Source organism: Burkholderia sp. AU39826 (genome assembly GCF_020419965.1).
GTDB lineage: Bacteria > Pseudomonadota > Gammaproteobacteria > Burkholderiales > Burkholderiaceae > Burkholderia > Burkholderia semiarida.
Map to the genome: position 1 here is coordinate 15,814 of NZ_JAIZQG010000003.1, position 25,623 is coordinate 41,436.

Consider the following 25,623-nt stretch of genomic DNA (forward strand, 5'->3'; position numbering starts at 1 on the left):
GTGTTCCCAATGTGCGCCGGTCAGGCGGCCTGCGACGATTCGAGGAAGTCCTGCGCGAAACGCTGCAGCACGCCGCCCGCTTCGTAGATCGACACCTCCTCGGCCGTATCGAGCCGGCACGTCATCGGCACCTCGACGCGCTCGCCGTTCCTGCGGTGAATCACGAGCGTCAGGTCGGCGCGCGGCGTGCGCTCGCCGATCACGTCGAAGGTCTCGGTGCCGTCGATGCCGAGCGTCGTCCGGTCGGTGCCCGGCTTGAACTCGAGCGGCAGCACGCCCATCCCGATCAGGTTCGTGCGGTGGATCCGCTCGAAGCCTTCGGCGGCGATCGCCTCGACGCCCGCGAGCCGCACGCCTTTCGCGGCCCAGTCGCGCGACGAGCCCTGGCCGTAGTCGGCGCCAGCGATCACGATCAGCGGCTGCTTGCGATTCATGTACGTCTCGATCGCTTCCCACATCCGCATGACCTTGCCGTCCGGCTCGACGCGCGCGAGCGAGCCCTTCTTCACCACGCCGTCGACGACGGCCATCTCGTTGACGAGCGTCGGGTTCGCGAAGGTCGCGCGCTGCGCGGTCAGGTGGTCGCCGCGATGCGTCGCGTACGAGTTGAAGTCTTCTTCCGGCAGGCCCATCTTCGCGAGATATTCGCCGGCCGCGCTGTCCGGCAGGATCGCGTTCGACGGCGACAGGTGGTCGGTCGTGATGTTGTCGCCGAGCACCGCGAGCGGGCGCATGCCCTTCAACGTGCGCTCGCCGGCCAGCGCGCCTTCCCAGTACGGCGGGCGGCGGATGTACGTGCTCTGCGCGCGCCAGTCGTACAGCGGCGCCGCGCGCTCGCCGGCGTCGGCGCTGCGCGCGAACATCGGCTCGTAGACCTTGCGGAACTGCTCGGGCTTCACGCTCGACGCGACGATCGCATCGATCTCCTCGTCGGTCGGCCAGATGTCCTTCAGCGTGACGGGGTGGCCGTCCCGGTCGTGACCGAGCACGTCCTTCTCGATGTCGAAGCGGATCGTGCCGGCGATCGCGTACGCGACGACGAGCGGCGGCGACGCGAGGAACGCCTGCTTCGCATACGGGTGGATACGGCCGTCGAAGTTGCGGTTGCCGGACAGCACGGCGGTCGCGTAAAGATCGCGATCGACGATCTCCTGCTGGATCTTCGGATCGAGCGCGCCCGACATCCCGTTGCAGGTCGTGCACGCAAACGCGACGATGCCGAAGCCGAGCTTTTCGAGTTCGGGCAGCAGGTTCGCTTCCCGCAGATACAGCTCGACCGCCTTCGAGCCGGGCGCGAGTGAGCTCTTGACCCACGGCTTGCGCGTGAGGCCCTTCGCGTTCGCATTGCGCGCGAGCAAGGCCGCCGCGATCACGTTGCGCGGGTTGCTGGTGTTCGTGCAGCTCGTGATCGCGGCGATGATCACCGCGCCGTCGGGCATCTCGCCCGGCTTCTCTTCCCACTGGCCGGCAATGCCGCGCGCGGCGAGATCGGACGTCGGCAGCCGCTTGTGCGGGTTCGACGGGCCGGCCATGTTGCGCACGACGCTCGACAGGTCGAACGTCAGCGTGCGCTCGTATTGCGCGTTCGCGAGCGTATCGGCCCACAGGCCCGCCGTCTTCGCATACGTCTCGACCAGCTTCACCTGCTCGTCGCTGCGACCGGTGAGGCGCAGGTAGTCGATCGTCTGGCCGTCGATGAAGAACATCGCGGCCGTCGCGCCGTATTCGGGCGCCATGTTGGAGATCGTCGCGCGATCGCCGAGCGTGAGGCTCGCGGCGCCTTCGCCGCGGAATTCCAGATACGCGCCGACCACCTTCTCCTTGCGCAGGAACTCGGTCAGCGCGAGCACGACGTCGGTCGCGGTGATGCCGGGCTGGCGCTTGCCGGTCAGCTCGACGCCGACGATGTCGGGCAGGCGCATCCACGACGCGCGGCCGAGCATCACGTTCTCGGCCTCCAGCCCGCCGACGCCGATCGCGATCACGCCGAGCGCATCGACGTGCGGCGTGTGGCTGTCGGTGCCGACGCAGGTGTCCGGGAACGCCACGCCGTCCTGCGCCTGGATCACCGGCGACATCTTCTCGAGGTTGATCTGATGCATGATGCCGTTGCCCGGCGGGATCACGTCGACGTTCTCGAACGCCTTCTTCGTCCACTCGATGAAGTGGAAGCGATCCTCGTTGCGGCGATCCTCGATCGCGCGGTTCTTCGCGAACGCGTCCGGATCGAAGCCGCCGCATTCGACGGCGAGCGAGTGGTCGACGATCAGCTGCACAGGCACGACCGGGTTCACCTTCGCCGGATCGCCGCCGCCGTCCGCGATCGCGTCGCGCAGGCCGGCGAGATCGACGAGCGCGGTCTGCCCGAGGATGTCGTGGCACACCACGCGCGCCGGGAACCACGGGAAATCGCGTTCGCGCTTGCGCTCGACGATCTGCTTCAGCGAATCGGCGAGGATCGCCGGATCGCAGCGGCGCACGAGGTTTTCGGCGAGCACGCGCGACGTGTACGGCAGCGTGTCGTAGGCGCCGGGCGCGATCGCATCGACCGCGGCACGCGCGTCGAAATAGTCCAGCGACGTGCCGGGCAGGGGTTTGCGGTTGGCGGTATTCATGATGTGGGGCGGAATTCGGGGAATGACGCGCCGCACGCGCGGGCCGCCCGCATCACGGGCGCCGGCGCGCGCGGCGGGCGTTTCAGCGCTTCTCGATCGGCACGAACTGCAGGTCTTCCGGGCCCGTGTAATTCGCGCTCGGGCGGATGATCTTGTTGTCGATGCGCTGCTCGATGATGTGCGCGCTCCAGCCCGACGTGCGCGAGATCACGAACAGCGGCGTGAACATCGCGGTCGGCACGCCCATCATGTGATACGACACCGCGCTGAACCAGTCGAGGTTCGGGAACATCTTCTTCGCGTCCCACATCACCGATTCGAGGCGCTCGGCGATGTCGTACAGCTTCAGGTCGCCCGCTTCCTTCGACAGCTTGTGCGCGACGCCCTTGATCACCTTGTTGCGCGGATCGGAGATCGTGTAGACGGGGTGGCCGAAGCCGATCACGACTTCCTTGTTCTCGACGCGGCGGCGGATGTCGGCTTCGGCGTCGTCCGGCGAGCTGTAGCGGCTCTGGATCTCGTACGCGACTTCGTTCGCGCCGCCGTGCTTCGGCCCGCGCAGCGCGCCGATCGCGCCGGTGATCGCCGAGTAGATGTCCGAGCCCGTGCCCGCGATCACGCGGCCCGTGAACGTCGACGCGTTGAATTCGTGCTCCGCGTACAGGATCAGCGACGTGTGCATCGCCTCGACCCACGACTTCGACGGGGTCTTGCCGTGCAGCAGGTGCAGGAAGTGGCCGCCGATCGAGTCGTCGTCGGTTTCCGTCTCGATGCGCTTGCCGTTGTGCGAGAAGTGATACCAGTACAGCAGCATCGAGCCGAGCGACGCCATCAGGCGATCGGCGATGTCGCGCGCGCCCGGCAGGTTGTGGTCGTCCTTCTCGGGCAGCACGGTGCCGAGCACCGATACGCCGGTGCGCATCACGTCCATCGGGTGAGCCGACGCCGGGATCTGTTCGAGCGCGGCCTTCAGTGCGCTCGGCAGACCGCGCAGCGCGCGCAGCTTGGTCTTGTACGCGGCCAGTTCGGTCAAATTCGGCAGCGTGCCGTGCACGAGCAGGTGCGCGATTTCCTCGAATTCGCACGATTCGGCGACGTCGAGAATGTCGTAGCCGCGGTAGTGCAGATCGTTGCCGGTCTTGCCGACCGTGCACAGCGCGGTGTTGCCGGCCGTCACGCCCGACAGCGCCACCGACTTCTTCGGCTTGAATGCGCCTGCGGCGGCCGGTGCTGCTGCGTCTTTCGTCTCGCTCATGTTTTCCTTCTCCAATGGGTATCGGGGGTGCGGGCCGCGTTACTTCCTGCCCTGCGCGAACAGTTCGTCGAGCTTGCGTTCGTATTCGTGATAGCCGAGGAAGTCGTACAGCTCGGCGCGCGTCTGCATCGTCGGCACGACCGCCTTCTGCGTGCCGTCGCGGCGCAGCGTTTCGTAGAAGTTCAGCGCGGCCTTGTTCATCGCGCGATACGCGCCGCAGCAGTACAGCGCGATGTCGACGTTCGCCTCGCGCAGCTCGTCCAGCGTGAACAGCGGCGTCGAGCCGAATTCGGTCAGGTTCGCGAGGATCGGCACCTTCACCGCGGCCTTGAAACGGCGGTAGTCGTCGAGCGTCTTCATCGCTTCCGGGAAGATCATGTCCGCACCGGCTTCGACGTACGCGACCGCGCGCTCGATCGCCGAGTCGATCCCTTCCGCGGCGGCCGCGTCGGTGCGGGCCATGATCACGAACTGGTCGTCGGTACGCGCATCGACCGCGGCCTTCACGCGATCGACCATTTCCTCGGTCGGCACGACTTCCTTGCCCGGGCGATGGCCGCAACGCTTCTGGCCGACCTGGTCCTCGAGGTGCACGGCCGCGACGCCGGCGTTGATGAACGAGCGGACCGTGCGCGCGATGTTGAATGCGCCGCCCCAGCCCGTGTCGATGTCGACCAGCAGCGGCAGGTCGGTCGCGTTGGTGATCCGGGTCGCGTCGATCAGCACGTCTTCCATCGTGCTGATGCCGAGGTCGGGGATGCCGAGCGAGTTCGCGGCGACGCCGCCGCCCGACAGGTACACGGCCTTGAAGCCGACGGCCTGCGCCATCTTGGCCGCGTACGCGGTGATCGCGCCGACCACCTGCAGCGGCTGCTCGGCCGCGACTGCCGCGCGGAACTTCGCGCCGGCGCTCTGAAGATGCGTATTGCTCATGAACGGCCTCCTGATGGAATGCCTGATAACAGCAAGGACCGGGCCAGCTTGCGGAATGTCGCTAACCCACTGATTCTTAAGCAAGGGCCGTGGGCGTTGCATCGGCCGTCGATTTCAATTCGGCAATTTGGTGTTTCAAAAATGAAATCGCACGCGCATAATCGACCGTCATGGACCTCTCTTCGACCAAGCCCGTCGGCCCGGCCGACCGCACGGTGCGCCCGCGCATCTGGGCGATGGGCATCAGCCGGCTGCGCGAGCTGTTTCGCGAGATCGCCGGCGAATTCGACGAACGTGCCGACGTGCGCATCGTCACGCGTGCCTATGAAGATGCGCTGAGCGCCATCGCGGAAGCCGGCACCGCGCGGCCCGACGTGATCGTCGCGGCCGGCTCGAACGGCGGCTTCCTGAAAACGCGCGCGCAGGTGCCGGTGGTGGTCGTGTCGCCGACCGGCTTCGACGTGATGCAGGCGCTCGCCCGCGCGCGGCGCGACGCCGCGCGGATCGCGCTCGTCAGCGCCGGCGAAACGCCGCCCGAAGTGCGCCGCTTCGTCGCCGCGTACGGCCTCGACGTGCAGTTTGCGTCATATCAGTCCGCGCAGGAAGCGGAAGCCTGCGTGCACGACCTGCGCGACCGCGGCATCGAGACGATCGTCGGCCCCGGCCTCGTCACCGATCTCGCGGCCAGCGCCGGCATGGGCGCGGTGTTCCTGTATTCGCATGCGTCGGTGCGCAAGGCCGTCGAGACGGCGCTCGAGGTCGCGTACGCGACGCACGCCGAGGCATTCCGCCGCCAGCGGCTCGATACGCTGCTGCAGCATCTGCGCGACGGCGTGGTCGCGCTCGACGCGCACGGCCGCGTCGAGGCGATCAACGAGCGGCTCGCGTCGGCGCTCGGGGTCGAACCGGCGGCGGCCGTCGGCCGCGCGCTCGTCGACCTGCGGCCCGAGCTGCGCACGCTGCGCGGCGAGGACGGCGACGCGCTCGCGACCGTGCGCGGCGTGCGCTACGTCGTGCATCGCGGGCCGCTCGTCGATCGCGGCGTCACGTCGGGCAGCGTGCTGACGTTCCAGGAATCGCGCGCGGTCGAACGGCTCGATCGCGCGTTGCGCTCGCAACCGACCACGCAGCAGTTCGCCGCACGCTATGCGCTCGACGACGTGGTCGGCGCCTCGGCGCCGATGACGCGCGTGCGCGACCTCGTGCGCCGCTACGCGAAATCCGACGCGACCGTGCTCGTGCTCGGCGAAAGCGGCACCGGCAAGGAAATGATCGCGCAGAGCCTGCATGCGCTGTCCGCGCGGCGCAGCTACCCGTTCGTCGCGGTCAACTGCGGCGCGTTTCCGGAAGCGCTGCTCGAGAGCGAGCTGTTCGGCTATGAGGAGGGCGCGTTCACCGGCGCGCGGCGCGGCGGCAAGACCGGCCTGTTCGAGGCCGCGCACCGCGGCACGCTGTTTCTCGACGAGATCGGCGAGATGCCGCCGTCGTTGCAGAGCCGGCTGCTGCGCGTGCTGCAGGAGCGCGAGGTGATCCGCCTCGGCTCGACCGAGCCGATCCGCATCGACGTGCGCGTGATCGCCGCGACGCACCGGCCGCTGCTCGCGGCCGTCGAGGCCGGCACGTTCCGCGCGGATCTCTATTACCGGCTCAACATCCTGAACATCGGCCTGCCGCCGCTGCGCGAGCGCGCGGCCGACATTCCCGCGCTCGCGGCGACGCTGCTCGTGCAGGCCGCGCGGCGCGAGCCGCGTCTCGCCGAACGCGTGCGCGACACCGACGACGCGCTGCGCGTGCTCGACGCGACGCAGGCGACGCTCGCGCGCTACCGCTGGCCGGGCAACGTGCGCGAACTGCAGAACGTGGTCGAGCGGATCGCGGTCGAGCTGGCCGAGGAAGTCGACGAAAGCGATCCGGCCGCCCCGTGCGCGGCGCTCGCACCCGGCGCGCTGCAAGTGATCGCGCCCGAGCTGTTCGCCTCGCGGCCCGATGCGGCCGACGCCGACGACGCGCAAACCCTGCAAGCGCGCCGCCGTCGAGCGGAAGCCGACGAGATCCGCGCGGTGCTCGACGCGTGCGGCGGCGACCGCGACCGCGCCTGCGCGATGCTCGGCATCAGCAAGACGACGCTGTGGCGCAAGTTGTCGGCGAAATAGGTTCGGGCGGCGCCAGCCGCGCCGTCATTCGGCCTTGTGGTAGTGGCGATACGCCTTCGCGCGATTGCCGCACGACGACATCGAGCACCAGCGGCGGCTGCCGTTCTTGCTGTCGTCGATGAACAGCCACTGGCATGTATCGTTCGCGCAGCGCTTGACCTTCGCGAGCCGCGCGCCGCCGAGCAGGTCGATCGCCGACCACAGCACCGGGCTCAACAACCCCGCGAGCGTCGCGCTCGACGCGTCGACCCGCCACGCATAGCGGCCATCGACGCGCGCCAGCGCAACGCGCGGCGACGCTTGCGCCAGAAAGCCGCCGAGCAGCGCGAGATCGTCGGGCTGCGGCTCGCGTTGCTCCGCCTGTGCAAGAAACAGCCGGTACAGCGCCTCGCGCAATGCGAGCGCCCGCGCAAGCATCGGCGGCGCGTCGCTCTTGTCTTTCTCCTTGTCGGGCACGCGGCATGCGTCGGTCAGGCAGGCCGGCACGCCGGCACGCTCGCGGCACCACACCAGCAGGTCGTCCATCGTGGCGAAGGTTTCCGTCGGCGGATCGCTGCCGCGCCAGTACAGCGTGTTCGCGAAATCGACGCTCAGCGTATCGGGCGGCGCCGGGACCAGGCAGTCGGTCGTGACGGAAGGTTGCATTTTGTTCATGACGCGATCGTATCTAACCACCATGCCGGTTGACAAGCGCTCGAGCGATTTCTAACATAACCGGCATGGTGGTTAAAAACAGGTTGATTGCACTGACGCCTCTTCAATTCAAGGAGACACAGATGATCGATTGCCTTTCGTTCAGCGTTATCCACACCGCGGCCGGCCGCGCGTACGACGACAGCACGCTCGGCGCGCTTCGCTACAAGCGGCTGGCATGGTGCCTTTGAGCAGGTTTGCCGCACTGACGTCCCCTTCAGTTCAAGGAGCCACAGATGATCGATCACCTTTCATTCGGCGTTGCCCACATCGACCGCAGCCGCACCTTCTACGACAACGCGCTCGGCGCACTCGGCTACAAGCGTCTGTATAGCGACGACAGCGCCATCGGGTACGGCGCGACCGAGCCCGAGCTGTGGTTGCAGCACGCGGCTCGCCCTGTCGCCGCCGATCCCGAGTCGGGGATGCACCTGTCGTTCAAGGCCGCGTCGCCGGCCGAGGTCGATGCGTTCTACCGCGCCGCGCTCGAGCACGGCGGCCAGGACAACGGCGGGCCCGGCAAGCGCGAGCACTACGGCCCCGGCTATTACGCGGCGTTCGTCGTCGATCCCGACGGATATCGGCTCGAAGCGCATTGCGAGCTGGACAACGTCGTGTGATCCGCTTCGTGCGGACGCCGACGAGCGACAACGGCCCGATTCCGCATCACGCGGAATCGGGCCGTTGGTTTAGGGCTCTTCACGCTAATAACGGGCTTGCGCTGGCTGCATCGTCGTTCGGTTCGCGGCCGCCACCGACGGCGGCCGGGCCGACATGTCGGAGCGACTGACCGGCACGCGCGGGCGGGTTGCGCCCTCCGGCCAGCGCCCGCCGCGCACGCGCTTATTGCGCGTTGCGTGTGCGCTGCAACTGTTCGCCGAGCCCTTCGATCCCGAGGCGCACCGTCTGGCCGGCCTTCAGGAACACCGGCGACGGCTTGACGCCCATGCCGACGCCCGGCGGCGTACCGGTCGTGATCACGTCGCCCGGCAGCAGTGTCATGCACGCCGACAGATAGGCGACCAGTTGCGCGACGGTGAATACCATCGTGCGCGTGTTGCCGTTCTGATAACGATGGCCGTCGACGTCGAGCCACAGGTCGAGACGCTGCGGATCGGGCACTTCGTCGCGCGTGACGAGCCACGGGCCGATCGGGCCGAACGTGTCGAAGCCCTTGCCCTTGTCCCACTGACCGCCGCGTTCGATCTGCCATTCGCGCTCGGACACGTCGTTGACGACGCAGTAGCCCGCGACGTAATCGAGCGCGCGCGCTTCGTCGACGTCCTTGCATGTCGCGCCGATCACGACGCCGAGTTCGACTTCCCAGTCGGTCTTCACCGAGCCCTTCGGGATATCGATGCCGTCGTTCGGGCCGCAGATCGAACTCGTCCATTTGCCGAACACGACCGGCTCCTTCGGCACCGGCATGCCGGCTTCGGCCGCGTGATCGGCATAGTTCAGGCCGATGCCGATGAACTTGCCGACGCGCCCGACGCACGCGCCGATGCGCGGCTCGCCGGACACGAGCGGCAGGGTGGCCGGATCGATCGCGCGCAGCCTCGCGAGGCCGGCGTCGGACAGCACGTCGCCGGCAAGATCCGGTACATGTGCGGACAGGTCGCGAATCCGGCCGGCCGCGTCGAGGAGGCCGGGCTTTTCCTGGCCGGACGGGCCATAGCGAAGCAGTTTCATCGTGCTTAACCTCTGTTGTCGAATGGGACAGCATACCGGCCGGCGCGGCCTTCCGCAGCCGCGCACCGGACTGATGGTCGATCGTCGATTGCGCGCGTCGGCGCCGCATGCGGCATGCCGTCGACGCGCGGGGGGCGCGCGGGCGCAGCGATCGGGGCGCCATACGGAAGGACGGCGCGCATCGAACGGGCAGCCGCCGGTCCGTGCATCGGCGACGACGGCCCGGCACGCGCGACGCGTGCCGCCCCATGCGGCCGCGCCGTCGCCGGCCCGCAACTCTTTGTACCATCGGCCGCGCGCCGTGAAATGACGCGCGACGGATACCGACTATTGGTGCGCCCGCGGACGCTGCGACGCAGCACGCGCTGCACCGGCGTCGGTGGCTCGGCCGCCGTTTGCAATGGCGCCTGCCATCGGTGCATGAATACTGGCTATTCGGGGTGCCCCTGTCATCGGAAACGTTTGCCCATCCGTTCTTTTCCGGTAATGATCAGTAAAAAGACGCTGCATTGCACACTGTATGTTTATTGCTAAGCTCGTACGGATGGCTTTCATCGCCATCCGCGGGGCCGCCCTCTACGCGTGCAGAACCGGCCAGCGTGCGTCGCCAATCGATCGAGTAATCCCCCAACCTCACACCGACAATGCAGACAACCAACGACCCGCTTCCCGGCTGCGACGCACGGGAATCGATGGCCGCTATCGACCGCTATCGCGCACCCGCGCTCGACAAGGGCCTCGACATTCTCGAGCTCCTGTCCGAGCAGAAGGAAGGACTCACCCGCACCGAAATCACGAAGGAACTCGGCCGTAACGCGAGCGAAATCTACCGGATGCTCGAACGCCTCGTCGCGCGCCGCTACGTGATGCGTTCGACCGGCGGCGATCGTTACACGCTCAGCCTCAAGCTGTTCGCGCTTGCACACCGGCATCCGCCGATGAACCGGCTGATCGCCGAGGCGCTGCCGCCGATGCAGCGCTTCGCCGATGCCGCCGAGCAGTCGTGCCACCTGTCCGTCTACGATCGCGGCAACCTGCTCGTGATCGCCCAGGTGGACGGGCCCGGGCCGTGGGGCGTGTCGGTCCGGCTCGGCTCGCGCGTCGGGCTCGCCGATACGGCGTCGGGGCGCATGATGCTGGCGTTCCAGGGCTCCGAGCAACGCGCGCACATGCTGGCCGAGCACCGCAAGGTCAAGGGCGAGGCGCCGCTGAACGAACAGGAGCTCGCGACTGCGTGCCAGTCGATCCGGCAGTCCGGCTATCTGCGCCAGGACAGCCGCCAGGCGTACGGCGTGACCGACCTGACCGTGCCGATCCTCGGGCCGGCCGGCCATGCAATCGCGGTGCTGACCTGCCCGTACATGCGCCGGATCGATGCGCACATGGCGCCGTCCGTCGACGTGGTCATCGGCGCACTGCGCGACACGGCCGCCCATCTGTCGATGTGCCGCACCGAGACCTGCTGACACGCGGGATAGCCGGCAACGCGAAGCGGCGCCGGCTCCGGATACGCGCGACGCCCGTGCGGCGGCCGATGCGCGATGTCGCATCGGCCGCCCGCGGCGCTACGCTAGAATAGCGGCCCTCTCAAAAACTACGGCGGCCGGTTGTCGCGGCCGTCGTGTCCGATGGATGTCATGGCCAAACTTCTGAACGATCAAGAATTCCAGCGTTTCTCCGAACTTCAGCAGAAGCAGGCAAGCTTCACGATCACGCCCGAGGAAGCGGACGAGCTGCGCGATATCGTCGCGCGCGCACAGAAGAAGCGCGACGATCGCGCCGCCGCGATGCAGGCGATCGAGAACTACATCGAGCAGTTCGACATCACGCCTGACGAACTCTTCTCGCCGGAGCAGATCGGCGACGCCGCCCGCACGTACGGGCTCATCACGGCGACCAAGAAGGAACGCACGCTACCGCCGTCGATCACCTTCAACGGCAAGCCGTACCAGTGGACCAAGACGCTTCCGGACGACGTGCGCGGCGCACTCTTCGACGCGTTCACGTCCGGCGAATCGGTCAAGCGCTTCATCGCGATGCCGAAAGACACCGCGCGCTGTGCGCTGACGATCGCCCGCCTCGAGCGCGAAACCGGCGCCGTCTATGCCGATCCGCACCTCGAGGAACTCGCGATTTCGCGCGATCAGGTGAACGACGCGGCGTCGAAACTCACCGCGTGAATGTCATCACGGGCACGCTTCCTGCGTGCCTGCACCCGCGCATGGCGCCGGCATTGGCCGGCGCCGCGCCCGCGGGAGCCGCGCATTCGCATGCTCCCGAAAAAGCTCACCTCGACATCCCGCAAGCCTCACCGCCGCCTCCCGGAAAACCTCACCCAAGGCGCCCGGAAACGCCCACTGACGTCTCCCGAACGTCCTCACCGATTGCTCCCGCACGTGCTCACCGAGGCGTCCCGGAAAGGCTCACCGGCACCTCCCGCAGGTGCTCACCGGCCGTTCCCGGGAAAGCTCACCGAATGCTCCCGTATCGGCTCACCACGCTGTCCCGGAAAAGCTCCCTCACTGCTCCCGAAAAATCTCACCTGTCTCACCTTCGTGATGGCTATGAATCCGCGAGGCCGGCATGTGGCCGCGAATATTTGCGAGCACATCGCTTGAAACGGCGGCGCAAGACGAATATCGCAGCACGCTGGTGCGCATCTCCCGACCTCATCCGTGCCTCGCGATATCGCCGCGATCGACAGGCTCGACACGTTGGCAAGCGCTTCATCCGGGATGATTTTTCGACTTCTTTGCATTCCTGATCGAAATTCCGGCATGGCGAAACATTGCTGCCTCGACGCCATGCGCTCACCCTTCAGCGTCGGGGCGCGGGCTGCTGCCTACGGCTGCAACTTCATCCTGAAACCCACGACACCGGGCTCCTCCGTCGTCGACACCTCGAAACCGCACGATTTCGCGAGCGAGATCATCGCCGAATTCTCGCGCAGCGCCTCGCCGACCATCCAGGCGGTGCCGCGCGAGCGTGCGTAGTCGATGATGCGGGTCATCATCAGCCGGCCGAGCCCCTTGCCCTTCTGGTCGGGCCGCACCGCGATCGCGAACTCCGCCGTCTCGTTGTCGGGATCGGCCACCGCGCGCACCACCGCGAGCGTGTGGTCGCGCCCGGACACATCGGTAAACGACACGATGAAAGCCATCTCGCGGTCGTAGTCGATCTGCGTCATGCGCGCCACCTGCGAATGATCGAAGCTGCGCACCGCGCCGAAGAAACGCATCCGCAGATCTTCCGGCGTCATCGCACCGAGCAGTTCGTTGTGCGCGGCTTCGTCCTCCGGACGGATCGGGCGGATCGTCACCGTCTCGCCGTGCCACTCGAGCGTCTGCTCGAGGTGCCGCGGATACGGCATGATCGCGAGCCGGCTGCGCCCCGAAGCCAGCGTGATGCGCGGCGCGACTACCCATGCGCGGTCGGACAGCACGCGCAGCGTGACCGACATCGCCACGACTTCACGCACGTCGCAAACGGCCTGCGACAGCGCGGTCAGCGCATCGAGCGTGGGCTCGACGGGCGTGCTGCGCGCATACGGCGAGCGCTCCATCACCGCGCGGGCGAGCACGGTGTTCAGCGGCGGCAGGCCGTAGACGACGAACGGCGCCGATACGCCATCGGCCGGCGGCACGGCATAGCGAAACACCGGACCGAAGTTCGAATCGTCGTACATGTCGACCGTGATATCGACGATTTTCTTGCCGGCCGGCTCGTCGGGCTGCTCGCCCTGCAGACCGAAACGGGACAGCCAGCGCAGCGCGGCTTCGCCGGCCAGTTCATGCTGACCGGCTTCGACCATGCGGCGCGCATCGGCCTGGGCCGATGCCACGCACTCGGCCGGCTGCAGCGGCGTGCCCTCCGGCGTCTGCATCAGCAACTGGCGCCCGAGGTTGTAGTCGACGAGACGCGCATACGCGCGGGCAAGCCGCTGCGGCGTCGTATGCACCGGAATGCCGTTCGCGTGCAGCGCGTCGCGCGTCGCCGCGTCGACCGCGCCGAAGAAACACGCGAGGATGCCGCGATGCGCGTATTGCCGCGAGTCGATCAGCGTGCGCGCGACCCGATCGGCCGGCGCGCTGTGCGAAGTCGAATGAACGACGAACAGCGTGCCCGTCTGCGGAAACGGGGCGAGCGCCTTGATCGCCTCGGCAAAATGCTCGGGGCGCGCATCGTCGCCCAACGTGAGCGGGTTGCCGGGTGCCGCGAGATGCGGCAGCGCGGCCGCGACGGCCGACGTTGCCGCGGGCGACCAGTTTGTCAGCACGTCGCGCACCTCGGCCACCGCATCGACCGCGAGTTTCGCCACGCCCGCGTCGCTCGTCACGAGCGTCGCCGCCCCACGCGCGGTGACACGGCCAACGCCGAGCGTCTCGATTTCGTCGAGCAGATCGTCGAGCGCATCGACGCGCACCATGCCCGCGCGCTGGAACGCCGCCGTGTACAGCGCGTCGCCGGGGTCGGCCCGGCCGGTGCGCAACGCGAGCACCGGCTTGTTGCGTGCGGCCGCGCGCGCGGCCGACATGAACTTGCGCGCCGCGCGCACGGTATCGAGTTCGAGCAGGATCGCGCGCGTGCCGGGGTCGCTTGCCAGATAGTCGAGTACGTCGCCCGCATCGACGTCGGATTCGCTGCCGAGCGCGACGACATGCGAAAAGCCGAGGCCGCGCGCATCGGCCCAGCCAAGCACCGCGTTCGTCAACGCATTCGATTGCGACACCCACGCGACGCCGCCCGATCGCGCCGTATACGCAGGCGCGCCGAAATGCGCATGCCGCGCGGGCGACAACACGCCCAGGCTGCCGGGCCCGACGATACGGAGCACGAACGGCTTCGCCGCCTTCAGCGTACGATCGACCGCGGCGCGATCGGCATCGGTGCGCGCCTCGCCGACGATCACCGCGACGCGCGTGCCGAGCTCGCCGAGCTTGCGCACGATGCCGGCCCAGGTCGCGGGCGGCGTGCAGATCACGGCAACCGACGGCGGCGCGGGCAACCGGTCGACATCGGAGACGACCGCATGCCCGTCCAGCTCGCGATATTTCGGGTTGACCGGCCACACGGGCCCCTGGAACGCGCCGTCGAGCACGCGCGACCACACCATCGCGCCGATACTGCCCGCGCGCGATGACGCGCCGACGACCGCAACGGACCTGGGCTGGAACAATGCATCGAGATGGCGAACGGTCACATCGGCTCCCTGCGGTGACGAAAGACGACACGATCGGCATGCGGCCCGGCAGGCCATGCGCCGATCGACGCGAACTCCAAGCATAGGCGAAGCGCCCGCGACTGCCTATATGCCGAACGGCCGACTATTCGACGGACGTCAATGCCCGCACCATGGGCCTGCACCACATGCGGCCCGGCATCGCAGCGCCGCTCGCACGATGCACGCAACGCGGCACGACGCTGCAGCCGCTTTCTCAAAGGTGAGGATTTACAGGAGGCATGGTGAGTATCTTCGGGAATCGCACGACATACCGCGCCACCACGCGAACGGTGATGAAAATCCGCGTCATGCATGCACCGCGAAAATGGCGAATGCCAATGCGCGTGCGTTGCGCCATTACGCGGTTGTTTACGGAAATTCCCCGCGATATGCAGTCGGATCGCGGCAAATTCGCAAAACGGTATCCGTTAATTGCGCGGCGGCGCACCTCAATCCGTCGGGGAAAATCGCATGACGCGCGCGCAAAAACAAAACGGTGCGAAGGCCGCATGGCCATTCGCACCGTCGGTCGACACGCGAAAGGTGAGGATTTTCGGGAGTCAGTCCTTGATCAGGAAACGTCCGCGATTCTTGCCGAGCCATGCCGGCGCCCGCCCGCGGCCACTCCAGGTTTCGCCCGTCTTCGGGTTCAGGTACTTCGGCGGCAAGGTGCGCCTGGGCTTCGCGGCGGCAGCGGCGGCCGCCGCTCCTGCCGGGCGAAAACCGAGCTCTTCCGGCGTGATGTCGTATTCGTCGATTTTCGCGCGGATCGTCGCGATCGCGTCGGCGATCGCCTTTTCGCGTTCCTTGTCGATCTTTTGCTGAAGCCGTTCGAGCTGCGCGGTCAATTGCCTGTAGGTCGCCATATGGATGGGACTCCGTGAGTGTTATTCGTGAAAAACAAGTGACTCAAGCAAACAGAAAAGCGCTTCGCCCGATCGTGGTCTCCTCAGCCGGTCATTTCGGGATCAATAACCGCTTTTCTTCTTGCATGCGAAGAGAAGATTTCGTACGGCGTCATCCGTCGATTGCTGGATCACGTCGAAATCTCCATTGCACATGGCCCGGGCATTGTCCGTGCAATTGCTCCAGTCGCTGCCGGTGCATTGCACCTGCGTGGTCGGACGCCCGTCCGAAGTGAACAGCGGAGCACCGCCACCGCACCCGCCGAGCCCGGCAACCAGAACCAGCATCACGGCCGCCCGAGGCCACCGACAGACCGACGCAAGCATGTGTTTCATTGTTGTTCCCGTCAACCTTTTTTTGAATGTCGCGAGTATGCCATGGGCAGCCGTTCGGCCGTCAGTCCGGCGTGCGGTCGGGTTGCCCGCGCGCCTTGTACGGCAAGCGCTTGCGCGGATCGTCGGTGATGCGAATGAAAACCTGCTCGACGTCCGGAAGCGCCTCGAATTCGCGTTGCAGCGCCTGGCGATCGAGTGCCGTATCCGCGCATCCTTCGACGTAGATGAAACGTCGCTGCACGGTGATCCACAGGCTCGTGCCGCGCAGACGATCGGAGCCGGCAAAGTGCGCCTTCGCCGCATCGGCGATCGACGCGTCATACATATACGAGTTCGGCTTCGTGCAGCGATGGGCGAGCCAGCAGGTCGTGCCGCGTTCGGCGCGGTAGTGCGCATCGTCCGCCATCTCGGCGCGCGTCATCCACGGGCCGAGCGGCAACGGGCATTCGGCCACGTCCCGCGACAGCGCGACGAACGGATCGTTGTACCAGTTGCGCCGCGCGTCGGGCGCGTCGGGCGTGTCGGTGTTGCCGGCCTGCGCGAGTGCGGCGCCCGCCAGCAACATGGTCAGCCACCCCGCGATGCCGATCTGCTTCATCGTGACTCCTGTTCGATGCGTTACATCGGGCCGGCTCGGCGTCGCCGATCGGCCTACCGGGCGATACCGAGCGCCGCCAGTTTCTTGTACAGCGTCGCGCGGCCGATGCCGATGCGCGCGGCCGCTTCAACGACCTTCCCGTCACAAGCCGCCAGCGCATCGGTCAGGAACTGGCGCTCCCACGCCGCCAGTGCATCGGCATACGAAGCGGCCGGCGCACCGGATGTCGTCAACGCGTCGCCCGCGCGCTGCTCGGCCGGCACCGCGGCAATCCGCTGCGCCGGCGCCGCAGCGTCCGGCGAGATGCGCACCGGCCCGAGAAACGGCGCGAGCGCGCGCGCATCGATCACCGAACGGTCCGACAGCATCAGCGCGCGTTCGAGCGTATTGCGCAACTCGCGCACGTTGCCCGGCCACGGATACGCGCACAGCATCCGCAATGCATCGTCGGTCAGCTCGCAGTGCGCGGCGCGCCCGTGCTGGGCCGCCAGTTCCTCGAGCGTCGCATAGACGAGCGCCGCGATGTCGGATGCGCGTTCGCGCAGCGGCGGCGCATGGATCGTCAGCACGTTCAGCCGGTAATAGAGATCCGCGCGAAAACGCCCGGCTGCCACGAGCGCCGGCAGGTCGGCCGACGTGGCGGCGATGATGCGCACGTCCGCCCGCACGATCCGGTTCGAGCCGACCGGCTCGAACTCCTTGTCCTGCAGCACGCGCAGCAGCTTGCCCTGCAACGGCAGCGGCATGTCGCCGATCTCGTCGAGAAAGAGCGTGCCGCGATCGGCCAGCTCGAACTTGCCGACGCGCCCCTTGCGATCGGCGCCGGTGTACGCGCCGGGCGCCGCACCGAAGAATTCGGTTTCGAGCAGCGTGTCGGGAATCGCCGCGACGTTGACGGTCACGAGCGGCTGGAGCGCACGCGCCGACGCCGCGTGAATCGCGTGGGCGAGCAGTTCCTTGCCGGTGCCCGTCTCGCCGAGCAGCAGCACCGGCGAATCGACTTGCGCCGCGCGACGCGCCTGGCGCTTGGTCTCGAGGCTCGCGGCGCTCGTGCCGACGAAGCTCGCGAACGTGTATTTCGCGCGGCGCGCCTGCGCGAGCGAGCGCTGCGTCGCGATCAGTTGCTGCTGAAGCTGCGCGTAGCGGGAAAAAATCGGCGTGAGTGTCTTCAACTGGTCGAACAGCGCGAAGCCGATCGCGCCCACCGTCTCGCCGGCCTCGTTCTTCAACGGCAGGCGCGTGACGACGAGCGGCTCGCGGCCCGTCTCCATGATGTCGAGCAGGATCGGCTGCCCGGTCGACACGACCTCGCGCATCAGGCTGTTCGGAATCACGGCCTCGCAGTCGAGGCCGACGGCCTGCTGCGGATCGGCGAAACCGAAGCGTGCGGCGTAACGCTCGTTCATCCACACGACGCGCGCCTCGCGATCGACGACCACCGTGCCCGCACTCGAATCCTCGAAAGTCCGGAACAGCGACTCGGCGGCGCGCCGCAGCACGTCGCCGTAGTTGACGGGCAGGCGGGCCCAGTCGTTCATCATCGTGTCGTCGTCTCCATGTATCGTCGGCCAGATTGTCTCTGGAACGAGACGGATTATCTCACTCTGGAGACACCCCGCAATGCGTTGTCCGGGAAAGCCCTGCATGATTTCGAGGGTCGGCCGGATGGCCGAAACGTCTCCCGATGGAGACGTTTTATGTAGAATCGTCAGACTTACGCCGGCGCGGGCCCGCCGGCCGTCGGCGGGCCCATGTCCGGCGGCGCAATGCGCCCGATGGCACGAAACCTGCACCAACCCGAGTTGGTCCGCGGTGCACCGCGCGATCGAACAACAACCAAAGCCATTCCAAGCTTTTAGGAGACTCCCTTGTCTTTCGTGATCGTCCTCGCCGCGCTGGCGTTCCTGATGTTCGCCGCGTATCGCGGCTACAGCGTGATCCTGTTCGCGCCGATCGCCGCGCTCGGCGCGGTGCTCCTGACCGAACCCGCCGCCGTCGCACCCGTTTTCTCGGGCATCTTCATGGAGAAGATGGTCGGCTTCGTCAAACTGTATTTCCCGGTCTTCATGCTCGGCGCCGTGTTCGGCAAGGTGATCGAGCTGTCCGGGTTCTCCGAGTCGATCGTTCACGCGGCGATCCGCTACATCGGCCGCTCGCGCGCGAATGCGGTGATCGTCGCGGTGTGCGCGCTGCTCACCTATGGCGGCGTCTCGCTGTTCGTCGTGGTGTTCGCGGTTTATCCGTTCGCGGCCGAACTCTATCGCCAGAGCAACATCCCGAAACGGCTGATGCCCGGCGCGATCGCCCTCGGCGCGTTCTCGTTCACGATGGATTCGCTGCCCGGCACGCCGCAGATCCAGAACATCATCCCGACCACGTTCTTCAAGACGACCGCCTGGGCCGCGCCCGCGCTCGGCACGATCGGCTCGCTGTTCATCATCGTCGTCGGCCTCGCGTATCTCGAATGGCGGCGCCGTTCGGCAATGGCGAAGGGCGAAGGCTACGGCACGTCGCTCGTCAACGAACCGGAACGCGTCGAGGCGAAGGCGCTGCCGCACCCCGCGCTGGCGATCCTGCCGCTGATCCTCGTCGGCGTGTCGAACTTCGCGTTCACGAAGCTGATCCCGCAGTGGTACGGCGCCGCGTCGTACACGGTCGCGCCGGAAGTGCTGCCGGGCGTGCACGCGCCGGTCACGACGTCGATCAAGACCGTCGTCGCGATCTGGTCGGTCGAGGCCGCGCTGCTGCTCGGTATCGTGCTGGTGGTGCTGACGGCATTCAAGCGCGTCAGCGACCGCTTCGCGGCCGGCTCGAAGGCCGCCGTCGCCGGCGCGCTGCTCGCCGCGATGAACACCGCGTCGGAATACGGCTTCGGCGGCGTGATCGCCGCGCTGCCGGGCTTCCTCGTCGTCAGCGATGCGCTGAAGAGCATCCCGAACCCGCTCGTCAACGCAGCCGTGTCGGTCAGTTCGCTCGCCGGCATCACGGGCTCGGCCTCGGGCGGCATGAGCATCGCGCTCGCCGCGATGTCGGACTTGTTCATCAAGGGCGCGCAGGCCGCCAACATCCCGATGGACGTGCTGCACCGGGTCGTCGCGATGGCGAGCGGCGGCATGGACACGCTGCCGCACAACGGCGCGGTCATCACGCTGCTCGCGGTCACGGGCCTCACGCACCGCGAGTCGTATCGCGACATCTTCGCGGTCACCGTCATCAAGACGCTCGCCGTGTTCTTCGTGATCGCCGTGTACTACGCGACGGGGCTCGTGTAAGCGTTGGCATCAGGGCGGCACTTCGTGCGCCGCCTTCCCGTCTTTCAAGATCGGACCGCATGCGCGCCGGAATCAATTCCGGAATGCGCATCCGGTCCGACTTCATTTCCCTGCCCGCCGAATCAGGTCAAATTCACGCCGCCGCGCCTGCACACGCGTGGCGGCTACCCGGGGCCATTGCACGACCTCGCCCCTTACGCGCCCATTGTTACCCGCAGCAAAACACTGCGTTGGGCGCGATCGCATTTTTCCCGGGCCCGCCGCGGCCTACACTGATTCCAACGTCGCGCGGCGCTTCGACGAACGAAGCGCCGCGAATTACCGGAATCGCGGAGGTCCCGATCATGAAGCGCCTGTTCCAAGCCGTTGCCATCGCCCTGGCCGTCTCGGCCCCGTTCGCCGCACAGGCCCAGTCGAACCAGCCGCTCACGCGCGCGCAGGTCCACGCCGAAGTCAAGGCGCTCAAGCAGGCCGGCTTCCAGTCGAGCGACTGGTTCTATCCGGCCAGCATCGTATCGGCCGAAGCAAAAATTGCCCGCGAGCACGACGCCGGATACGGCAGCGACCGCGGCGCATCGTCGGAGTCGGGCCGGTAATCGTTCGCCCCGCCCGCTCGACGATCCGTCGACGCGTCGTTACGCCTTCACGGGCTGGATCAGCTTCGCGCACGCCGCTGCCTGCGGATCGCCCGCCGGCAACTTCCCGCACACGCCGTCGAACTGCTTGACGACCGATCTGACCGACGCATCGTGCGCGCCGCTGCCGCGCCAGCGGTTCAACTGCGTGACGACCTTGGTCAGCGCGCGCAGGTTCGCGCCGTAGAACGCGTCCCGCGTCTTGTCGGCCTGTGCGAGCACGCTGGCGGCAATTCCTTCGATGCGCGCCGAATCGTTCGGCGCCAGTTCCACCGCATTCGCAAAGTAAGTTGCGCCCCAGCGCAGCTTCGTCGCCGGCCCGCTCGCCGCGTCGTACGCCTTGCGATACCAGTCGAGCGCGGCCGCCTTGTCGCCGCGCGCCTTCGCGTTCGCGGCCAGCCCCGACATGAAGTAGTACGGCGTGGACGAACGCGGCAGCTCGGCCTTCAGCAACGCATCCGATTCGTCGTACAGGCCGGCGTCGGTCAGCGTGTCCGCGCCTTCGCTGACGAGCGCCTGCCGCTCGTACGCGTTCGCCGCGCCCTGCACCGACGCGGCGATCTGCTTGCGTGCGGTGTCGGCCAGCGCCGCCGGTGCGGCGGGCGCCGTGCCGCTGCGCGCGCCACCGCGCGCGAGCAGCACGCGGCCGTGCAGCGCCATCAGCCGGTCGATCGACGATAGCGTGGTGTCGGTCGACAGGCGCGCCAGCGCCGCGTCGTATGCGCCGCGCAACTTGGTGCGCTGCGCGTCGTCGCCACCGAGATACGCGACCACGCGCGCGGGCGCCGCGACCAGCACGTCCGAATCGGCGCGCGACAGCGCGGCATCGTGCAGCACCGTGCGCAGCGAATCGGCCAGCGCAGCCTTGTCGAGCGCACCGGCCTGCGTCGGGTCGTCCGACGCGGCGACCACCGCCGACTTCAACGCGAAGCGCGCCGATTCGGCTTTCGCGCCAGCCGCCCGTGCGCGTTGCGCGAGCGACTGCAGCGTCTCGGCGACACGATCGGCCGGCACCGGCAGCGCACCGTCGGTATCCCACGAATAGTCGGCCAGCAGGCGCCATTCGTCCGGCGTCAGCGACGCGCCGTTCTTCAGCGCCGTCGCGAGCGTCTGCCGCACCGGATGCGCGGCCGTCATCCCGAGCGACAGCGCCTGCATGTAGCGGTCGAGATCGGCCTCGCCCGGCAGCCGCGTCACTTCGGTGCCGTCGGGACGGAACAGGATCATCGTCGGATAGCCGTGCACCTTGAAACGCTCGCCGAGCTTCTGCGCGCTTTCGGTATCGCCGTCGAGATACACGGGCACGAAGAACGACGAGCGCGTCTTGAATGCCTGCTGGCTGAAGATCGTCGACTTCACCTGGTTGCACGACGGGCACCATACCGCGCCCCAGTACAGCAGCAGCGGCTTGCCCTCGCGCTTCGCGAGCGCGAATGCGGCATCGACGTCGCCGTGTTGCCACGCGATACCGGGCGGCAGATGCGCACCGTCGGGCGATGCGCTCGCCACCGGCGCGGCCGCGGGCGTGGCAGCGGCAAGCGCCGCACCGGCGGCGGCGAACAGGCAGGCAGCGGTGAGATTGCGGAGAACGGTTTTCATCGAAGCGGATTCCGTTGAAAAAGACGGTTTCAGGGCGATGCCGCGCACGCAACGAGGGCCGTGAAGCGATGACGATGAAGCCGGCCGACATGCCGCGCCGCGCAGGCATCGATACGGAGAAGCGAAGCCGGCCGAATCGGCCGGCAAATCGTTCGACGATACGACGGATACAGCCGAAGGAAAACGAACGAATTCTCGATTGAATATGACGCGCGGCAGCGCGGCTGCACGGCCGCGCGTGCCGTCACGTCCGCGACGGCCGGCCCTTCATTGCCGCGCCCTGATCCGGGCCATGTGATACACGGACGCATGCACGCCGTCGCGCAATGCGTAATCCGGCGATTCGCCCTCGATGCGGAAACCGTGTTTCTCGTAGAGCGCGATCGCCGCGCGGTTGTCGGTGAACACGGTCAGCTCGACGCGCGTGATGTTCAGCCAGTTCTCCGCGAGATCGATCGCGGCCGCGAGCAGCCGGCCGCCGATGCCATGCCCGTGACGGGCCGCGTCGACCATCATGCCGAGCGCCGCCGCGTGCCGCCTGCGGGGATTCGGCTCGGGACGCAGGCCGAGATGGCCGACCACCGTGCCGTCGATTTCGGCGACGAGGCTCACGCCGTGCGCACGTATGTCGTCGAGCCGCTTCTGCCATTTTTCGAGCGACGGAAACGGCTGCAGCAACGTATTCATGTACACCGCGGGGTGCGCGGCGATCTGCCGGATCGCGTCGACGTCGTGCGTCTCGCTGTGCCGGATCCTGATATCGGTCATGGGTGGGCCGGGTCCGAAAAGTCGCGCCGATGGCGCGGACCGCGCACGCGCGCGGCAATGCATCGAGCTTAGCCGATTTCACGCATTTGAAACACGGGGTCACGCCATCTCCGTCAGGTTGCATCCGCAACGAAACCCGTTCACGCCAAGCTCGCGGAATCCGGAAAATTCTGACCAGCCTCACCCTCGGCGATCGGTAATTTATTACCGTTTTCAAGCTCGCAAAGCGCTCGAACGAATCGTTGTAGATGCAACGTCACGTTCGCGACATGCGATGTCATTTCTTCATCACGTCGACGTCATTCGGCCTCCCTAGACTGAGCGCCGCGCCGGCCGCGATGCGCGCACCGCCGCGACACGCGGCCGACGCCCCGAACGCGCATGCATCGCGGACCGTCCCGTGGCGGGACGACACCCGGGCACCGCCAGACGAACTCACGAACGCTCCCACCTTCACAGGATCCGAACGCCATGACGTCACGCCGCAAATTCCTTCAGCAGACCGCCGGTTCCGGCCTCGCCGCCGCCGCGCTGTCCGCGTTTCCGCCGAGCATTCGCCGCGCGCTCGCCATTCCCGCCTTCCACGAAACGGGAACCATCCAGGACGTGAAGCACGTCGTGCTGCTGATGATGGAGAACCGCGCGTTCGACAGCTACTTCGGCACGTTCAAGGGCGTGCGCGGCTATGGCGACCGCTTCGCGGTGCCGTCGCCGAACGGCCGCGACGTGTTCTATCAGGCGTACACGAAAGCGACGCCCGCCACGACCGTGACGCCGTATCACCTCGACGCGCGCCAGGGCAACGCGCAGCGCGCGGGCGGCACGCCGCACACGTGGGCCGATGCGCAGGCCGCGTGGGATCACGGCCGGATGAACCGCTGGCCCGACACGAAAACGCCGCTGTCGATGGGCTACTACGACGCGGCCGAAGTGCCGTTCCAGCGCGCGCTCGCCGATGCGTTCACGCTGTGCGACCACTACCACTGCGGGATGCACACGGGCACGATCGCGAACCGCCTGTTCTACTGGAGCGGCACCAACGGCCCGAACGGCATCAGCCCGGCCGACGGCAGCCGCGTGAAGATCGCCGCGCTGAACAACCAGTTCAACGGCGGCAACGACATCGGCCCGTCGAGCCAGGGCTGGACTTGGACGACCTATGCCGACCGGCTGCAACAGGCCGGCGTGAGCTGGAAGGTCTACCAGAGCCTGATCGACAACTTCGGCTGCAACGAGATGATGAGCTTCCGCCACTGGCGCGCGGCGATCGAGCAGATGCCGGCCGCGCGCCGGCCCACGTACGTCGCGTCGACCGACATCACGCAGCCGGTGACGGCGGCCGGCGCGTTCTACGATCCGGCGATCGACGATCCGCTGAGCCCGCTCGCGAAGGGCTTCGGCAACACGATGCCATACGGCTTTCTCGAAACGTTGCGCGACGACATCCGCGACGGCAAGCTGCCCGAAGTGTCGTGGATCATCCCGCCGTCCGCGTACAGCGAGCACCCGGGGCCGTCGAGCCCCGCGCAGGGCGGCTGGTACGTGCAGGCCGTGCTCGATGCGCTGACGGCGAACCCGGAGGTCTGGAGCAAGACCGTGCTGCTGGTCAACTACGACGAGAACGACGGCTTCTTCGATCACATGCCGTCGCCGGCCGTGCCGTCGCGCAACGCCGACGGCACGCTGGCGGGCGGCCATACGCTGTCGGCCGCCGACGTCGCGGTCGAGTACCACGACTTCACGCCGGCCACGTCGAGCCAGCCGGCCAGCGACGGTCGTCCGTACGGCCCGGGCCCGCGCGTGCCGATGTGGATCGTGTCGCCGTGGAGCCGCGGCGGCTGGGTCAACTCGCAGGTGTTCGACCATACGTCGACGCTGCGCTTCCTCGAGAAGCGCTTCGGCGTCGCGGAGCCGCAGATCAGCGCGTACCGCCGCGCGGTGTGCGGCGACCTGACGAGCGCGTTCAATTTCCGCACGCCGAACGACGAGCCGCTGCCGACGCTCGCGGGCCGCACGACGAAAAGCCAGGCCGACGCGCTGAGCGCCGCGCAGCAAACCGCGCCGAAGATCGTGCCGCCCACCACGCCCGCGCTACCCGCGCAGGCGACCGGCGTGCGCCCGTCGCGCGCGTTGCCGTACGAGCTGCACGCGAGCGCGCGCGCCGATGCCGCCGCCGGCACGGTCACGCTGAAGTTCGCGAACACCGGCCGCGCGGCCGCCGTGTTTCACGTCTACGACAAGCTGCACCTCGACCGGCTGCCGCGGCGCTACGTCGTCGAGCCGGGCAAGACGCTGCATGGCGACTGGTCCGCGCGCGCGGACGACGGCGGTAAATATGACCTGTGGGTGCTCGGCCCGAACGGCTATCACCGCCGCTTCACCGGCGATCTGAGCCGCCTGGCGGGGGCGCGCGCGCCGCACCCGGAAGTGCGCGTCGGCTATGCGGGCGCGAGCGGCAATCTCCACCTGCGGCTGCGCAACGACGGCGGCGGCACGGTGCGCTTCACGGTGAAGTCGAACCAGGTCTACGGGCCGCTGTCCGGTCGCGGCGCAAGCGCCGACCATGGTCATGGTCACGGCGACGAAAACGGTCACGGTCAGGGCACCGGCCATGACACCGGCACCACGTGGACCGTCACCGTGCGCGCCGGCGATCAGTCCGAACTGCACTGGAAGCTCGATTCGACCGGCTACTGGTACGACTTCATCGTCACCGCCGACAGCGACGCGAGCTTCTCGCGCCGCGTGGCCGGGCGCGTCGAAACCGGCCGCCACTCGGTCAGCGACCCGGCGATGGGGCTCGCAGACCGCTTCTGACGCCACCGCGGCGACGCGCGGCGCGGCGCGCGCCGCCCGCGCCGGGGCGGCCGCGAACGCCGTTCGGGTACCGGTTCCGGCCGGGGCCGATCCGGCGCAGACGCCCGCCCGGCGCGGCTCAAACATCAGAA

19 protein-coding genes are annotated in these 25,623 nt (G+C 67.7%); 7 read left to right on the forward strand and 12 right to left on the reverse strand.

What is annotated here, in order from left to right:
* Nucleotides 1-20: 20 nt before the first annotated feature.
* The 3 genes from acnD to prpB form a co-directional block, all read right to left on the reverse strand.
* Nucleotides 21-2,615, reverse strand: a complete 2,595-nt coding sequence (gene acnD, locus LGM42_RS09090; RefSeq protein ID WP_226232054.1) for a Fe/S-dependent 2-methylisocitrate dehydratase AcnD — start codon at nt 2,613-2,615, stop codon at nt 21-23.
* Nucleotides 2,616-2,697: 82 nt separating this feature from the next.
* The gene (gene prpC / locus LGM42_RS09095) at nt 2,698-3,870 is read right to left on the reverse strand and encodes a 2-methylcitrate synthase (RefSeq protein WP_006491569.1); all 1,173 of its coding nucleotides are present in this window, start codon (nt 3,868-3,870) and stop codon (nt 2,698-2,700) included.
* 39 nt (nt 3,871-3,909) lie between these two features.
* On the reverse strand, nt 3,910-4,803 hold the full coding sequence (gene prpB / locus LGM42_RS09100) for a methylisocitrate lyase (protein WP_059581788.1): 894 nt from the start codon (nt 4,801-4,803) through the stop codon (nt 3,910-3,912).
* 170 nt (nt 4,804-4,973) lie between these two features.
* On the opposite strand from prpB, the gene prpR reads away from it, so the two are divergent.
* A complete protein-coding gene (prpR, locus tag LGM42_RS09105; protein WP_226232055.1) occupies nt 4,974-6,956 on the forward strand; it encodes a propionate catabolism operon regulatory protein PrpR in 1,983 nt (660 codons plus the stop codon).
* Between the two features lie 24 nt (nt 6,957-6,980).
* Here the strand turns inward: prpR and LGM42_RS09110 are convergent, their stop codons facing one another.
* A complete protein-coding gene (locus LGM42_RS09110) occupies nt 6,981-7,610 on the reverse strand; it encodes a CGNR zinc finger domain-containing protein (RefSeq protein ID WP_226232056.1) in 630 nt (209 codons plus the stop codon).
* A gap of 275 nt (nt 7,611-7,885) precedes the next feature.
* Here LGM42_RS09110 and LGM42_RS09115 point away from each other — a divergent pair, with 275 nt between their 5' ends.
* On the forward strand, nt 7,886-8,269 hold the full coding sequence (locus LGM42_RS09115) for a VOC family protein (RefSeq protein WP_060317875.1): 384 nt from the start codon (nt 7,886-7,888) through the stop codon (nt 8,267-8,269).
* A 223-nt stretch (nt 8,270-8,492) separates the two neighbouring features.
* Here the strand turns inward: LGM42_RS09115 and LGM42_RS09120 are convergent, their stop codons facing one another.
* Nucleotides 8,493-9,341, reverse strand: a complete 849-nt coding sequence (locus tag LGM42_RS09120) for an ureidoglycolate lyase (RefSeq protein ID WP_226232057.1) — start codon at nt 9,339-9,341, stop codon at nt 8,493-8,495.
* A gap of 644 nt (nt 9,342-9,985) precedes the next feature.
* Here LGM42_RS09120 and LGM42_RS09125 point away from each other — a divergent pair.
* Nucleotides 9,986-10,807, forward strand: a complete 822-nt coding sequence (locus LGM42_RS09125; protein ID WP_226232058.1) for an IclR family transcriptional regulator — start codon at nt 9,986-9,988, stop codon at nt 10,805-10,807.
* Nucleotides 10,808-10,969: 162 nt separating this feature from the next.
* The gene (locus tag LGM42_RS09130) at nt 10,970-11,521 is read left to right on the forward strand and encodes a hypothetical protein (RefSeq protein WP_059581772.1); all 552 of its coding nucleotides are present in this window, start codon (nt 10,970-10,972) and stop codon (nt 11,519-11,521) included.
* Between the two features lie 662 nt (nt 11,522-12,183).
* Here the strand turns inward: LGM42_RS09130 and LGM42_RS09135 are convergent.
* The 5 genes from LGM42_RS09135 to LGM42_RS09155 form a co-directional block, all read right to left on the reverse strand.
* A complete protein-coding gene (locus LGM42_RS09135; RefSeq protein ID WP_124658201.1) occupies nt 12,184-14,541 on the reverse strand; it encodes a GNAT family N-acetyltransferase in 2,358 nt (785 codons plus the stop codon).
* A gap of 581 nt (nt 14,542-15,122) precedes the next feature.
* A complete protein-coding gene (locus LGM42_RS09140; RefSeq protein ID WP_059581767.1) occupies nt 15,123-15,428 on the reverse strand; it encodes an H-NS family nucleoid-associated regulatory protein in 306 nt (101 codons plus the stop codon).
* 102 nt (nt 15,429-15,530) lie between these two features.
* Nucleotides 15,531-15,803, reverse strand: coding sequence for a hypothetical protein (locus LGM42_RS09145; RefSeq protein WP_059608900.1), 273 nt, complete (start codon nt 15,801-15,803; stop codon nt 15,531-15,533).
* A 61-nt stretch (nt 15,804-15,864) separates the two neighbouring features.
* Nucleotides 15,865-16,401: a BON domain-containing protein gene (locus LGM42_RS09150; protein WP_060317860.1), complete on the reverse strand. Its 537-nt coding sequence runs from the start codon at nt 16,399-16,401 to the stop codon at nt 15,865-15,867.
* A 53-nt stretch (nt 16,402-16,454) separates the two neighbouring features.
* A complete protein-coding gene (locus LGM42_RS09155; protein ID WP_060317857.1) occupies nt 16,455-17,942 on the reverse strand; it encodes a sigma-54 interaction domain-containing protein in 1,488 nt (495 codons plus the stop codon).
* A gap of 327 nt (nt 17,943-18,269) precedes the next feature.
* On the opposite strand from LGM42_RS09155, the gene LGM42_RS09160 reads away from it, so the two are divergent.
* Both LGM42_RS09160 and LGM42_RS09165 read left to right on the forward strand, forming a co-directional pair.
* Nucleotides 18,270-19,673 (forward strand): GntP family permease, encoded by a 1,404-nt coding sequence (locus LGM42_RS09160; protein WP_059581760.1) that lies wholly within the window; start codon nt 18,270-18,272, stop codon nt 19,671-19,673.
* Between the two features lie 344 nt (nt 19,674-20,017).
* The gene (locus LGM42_RS09165) at nt 20,018-20,269 is read left to right on the forward strand and encodes a DUF4148 domain-containing protein (protein ID WP_059582185.1); all 252 of its coding nucleotides are present in this window, start codon (nt 20,018-20,020) and stop codon (nt 20,267-20,269) included.
* Between the two features lie 39 nt (nt 20,270-20,308).
* Here the strand turns inward: LGM42_RS09165 and LGM42_RS09170 are convergent, their stop codons facing one another.
* A complete protein-coding gene (locus tag LGM42_RS09170; protein ID WP_226232059.1) occupies nt 20,309-21,907 on the reverse strand; it encodes a thioredoxin family protein in 1,599 nt (532 codons plus the stop codon).
* 267 nt (nt 21,908-22,174) lie between these two features.
* On the reverse strand, nt 22,175-22,675 hold the full coding sequence (locus LGM42_RS09175) for a GNAT family N-acetyltransferase (RefSeq protein WP_059581756.1): 501 nt from the start codon (nt 22,673-22,675) through the stop codon (nt 22,175-22,177).
* A 471-nt stretch (nt 22,676-23,146) separates the two neighbouring features.
* Between LGM42_RS09175 and LGM42_RS09180 the strand changes: the two genes are divergently transcribed.
* Nucleotides 23,147-25,492 carry a phosphocholine-specific phospholipase C gene (locus LGM42_RS09180; RefSeq protein ID WP_226232060.1) on the forward strand — a complete coding sequence of 782 codons (2,346 nt, stop codon included), beginning with the start codon at nt 23,147-23,149 and terminating at the stop codon, nt 25,490-25,492.
* The last annotated feature ends 131 nt before the right edge of the window (nt 25,493-25,623 follow it).

Bases quoted from the DNA above. Each gene is read 5' to 3' on its own strand.
- acnD (WP_226232054.1), bottom strand. From the start codon at position 2,615: ATGAATACCGCCAACCGCAAACCCCTGCCCGGCACGTCGCTGGACTAT.
- prpC (WP_006491569.1), bottom strand. From the start codon at position 3,870: ATGAGCGAGACGAAAGACGCAGCAGCACCGGCCGCCGCAGGCGCATTC.
- prpB (WP_059581788.1), bottom strand. From the start codon at position 4,803: ATGAGCAATACGCATCTTCAGAGCGCCGGCGCGAAGTTCCGCGCGGCA.
- prpR (WP_226232055.1), top strand. From the start codon at position 4,974: ATGGACCTCTCTTCGACCAAGCCCGTCGGCCCGGCCGACCGCACGGTG.
- LGM42_RS09110 (WP_226232056.1), bottom strand. From the start codon at position 7,610: ATGAACAAAATGCAACCTTCCGTCACGACCGACTGCCTGGTCCCGGCG.
- LGM42_RS09115 (WP_060317875.1), top strand. From the start codon at position 7,886: ATGATCGATCACCTTTCATTCGGCGTTGCCCACATCGACCGCAGCCGC.
- LGM42_RS09120 (WP_226232057.1), bottom strand. From the start codon at position 9,341: ATGAAACTGCTTCGCTATGGCCCGTCCGGCCAGGAAAAGCCCGGCCTC.
- LGM42_RS09125 (WP_226232058.1), top strand. From the start codon at position 9,986: ATGCAGACAACCAACGACCCGCTTCCCGGCTGCGACGCACGGGAATCG.
- LGM42_RS09130 (WP_059581772.1), top strand. From the start codon at position 10,970: ATGGATGTCATGGCCAAACTTCTGAACGATCAAGAATTCCAGCGTTTC.
- LGM42_RS09140 (WP_059581767.1), bottom strand. From the start codon at position 15,428: ATGGCGACCTACAGGCAATTGACCGCGCAGCTCGAACGGCTTCAGCAA.
- LGM42_RS09145 (WP_059608900.1), bottom strand. From the start codon at position 15,803: ATGAAACACATGCTTGCGTCGGTCTGTCGGTGGCCTCGGGCGGCCGTG.
- LGM42_RS09150 (WP_060317860.1), bottom strand. From the start codon at position 16,401: ATGAAGCAGATCGGCATCGCGGGGTGGCTGACCATGTTGCTGGCGGGC.
- LGM42_RS09155 (WP_060317857.1), bottom strand. From the start codon at position 17,942: ATGATGAACGACTGGGCCCGCCTGCCCGTCAACTACGGCGACGTGCTG.
- LGM42_RS09165 (WP_059582185.1), top strand. From the start codon at position 20,018: ATGAAGCGCCTGTTCCAAGCCGTTGCCATCGCCCTGGCCGTCTCGGCC.
- LGM42_RS09170 (WP_226232059.1), bottom strand. From the start codon at position 21,907: ATGAAAACCGTTCTCCGCAATCTCACCGCTGCCTGCCTGTTCGCCGCC.
- LGM42_RS09175 (WP_059581756.1), bottom strand. From the start codon at position 22,675: ATGACCGATATCAGGATCCGGCACAGCGAGACGCACGACGTCGACGCG.
- LGM42_RS09180 (WP_226232060.1), top strand. From the start codon at position 23,147: ATGACGTCACGCCGCAAATTCCTTCAGCAGACCGCCGGTTCCGGCCTC.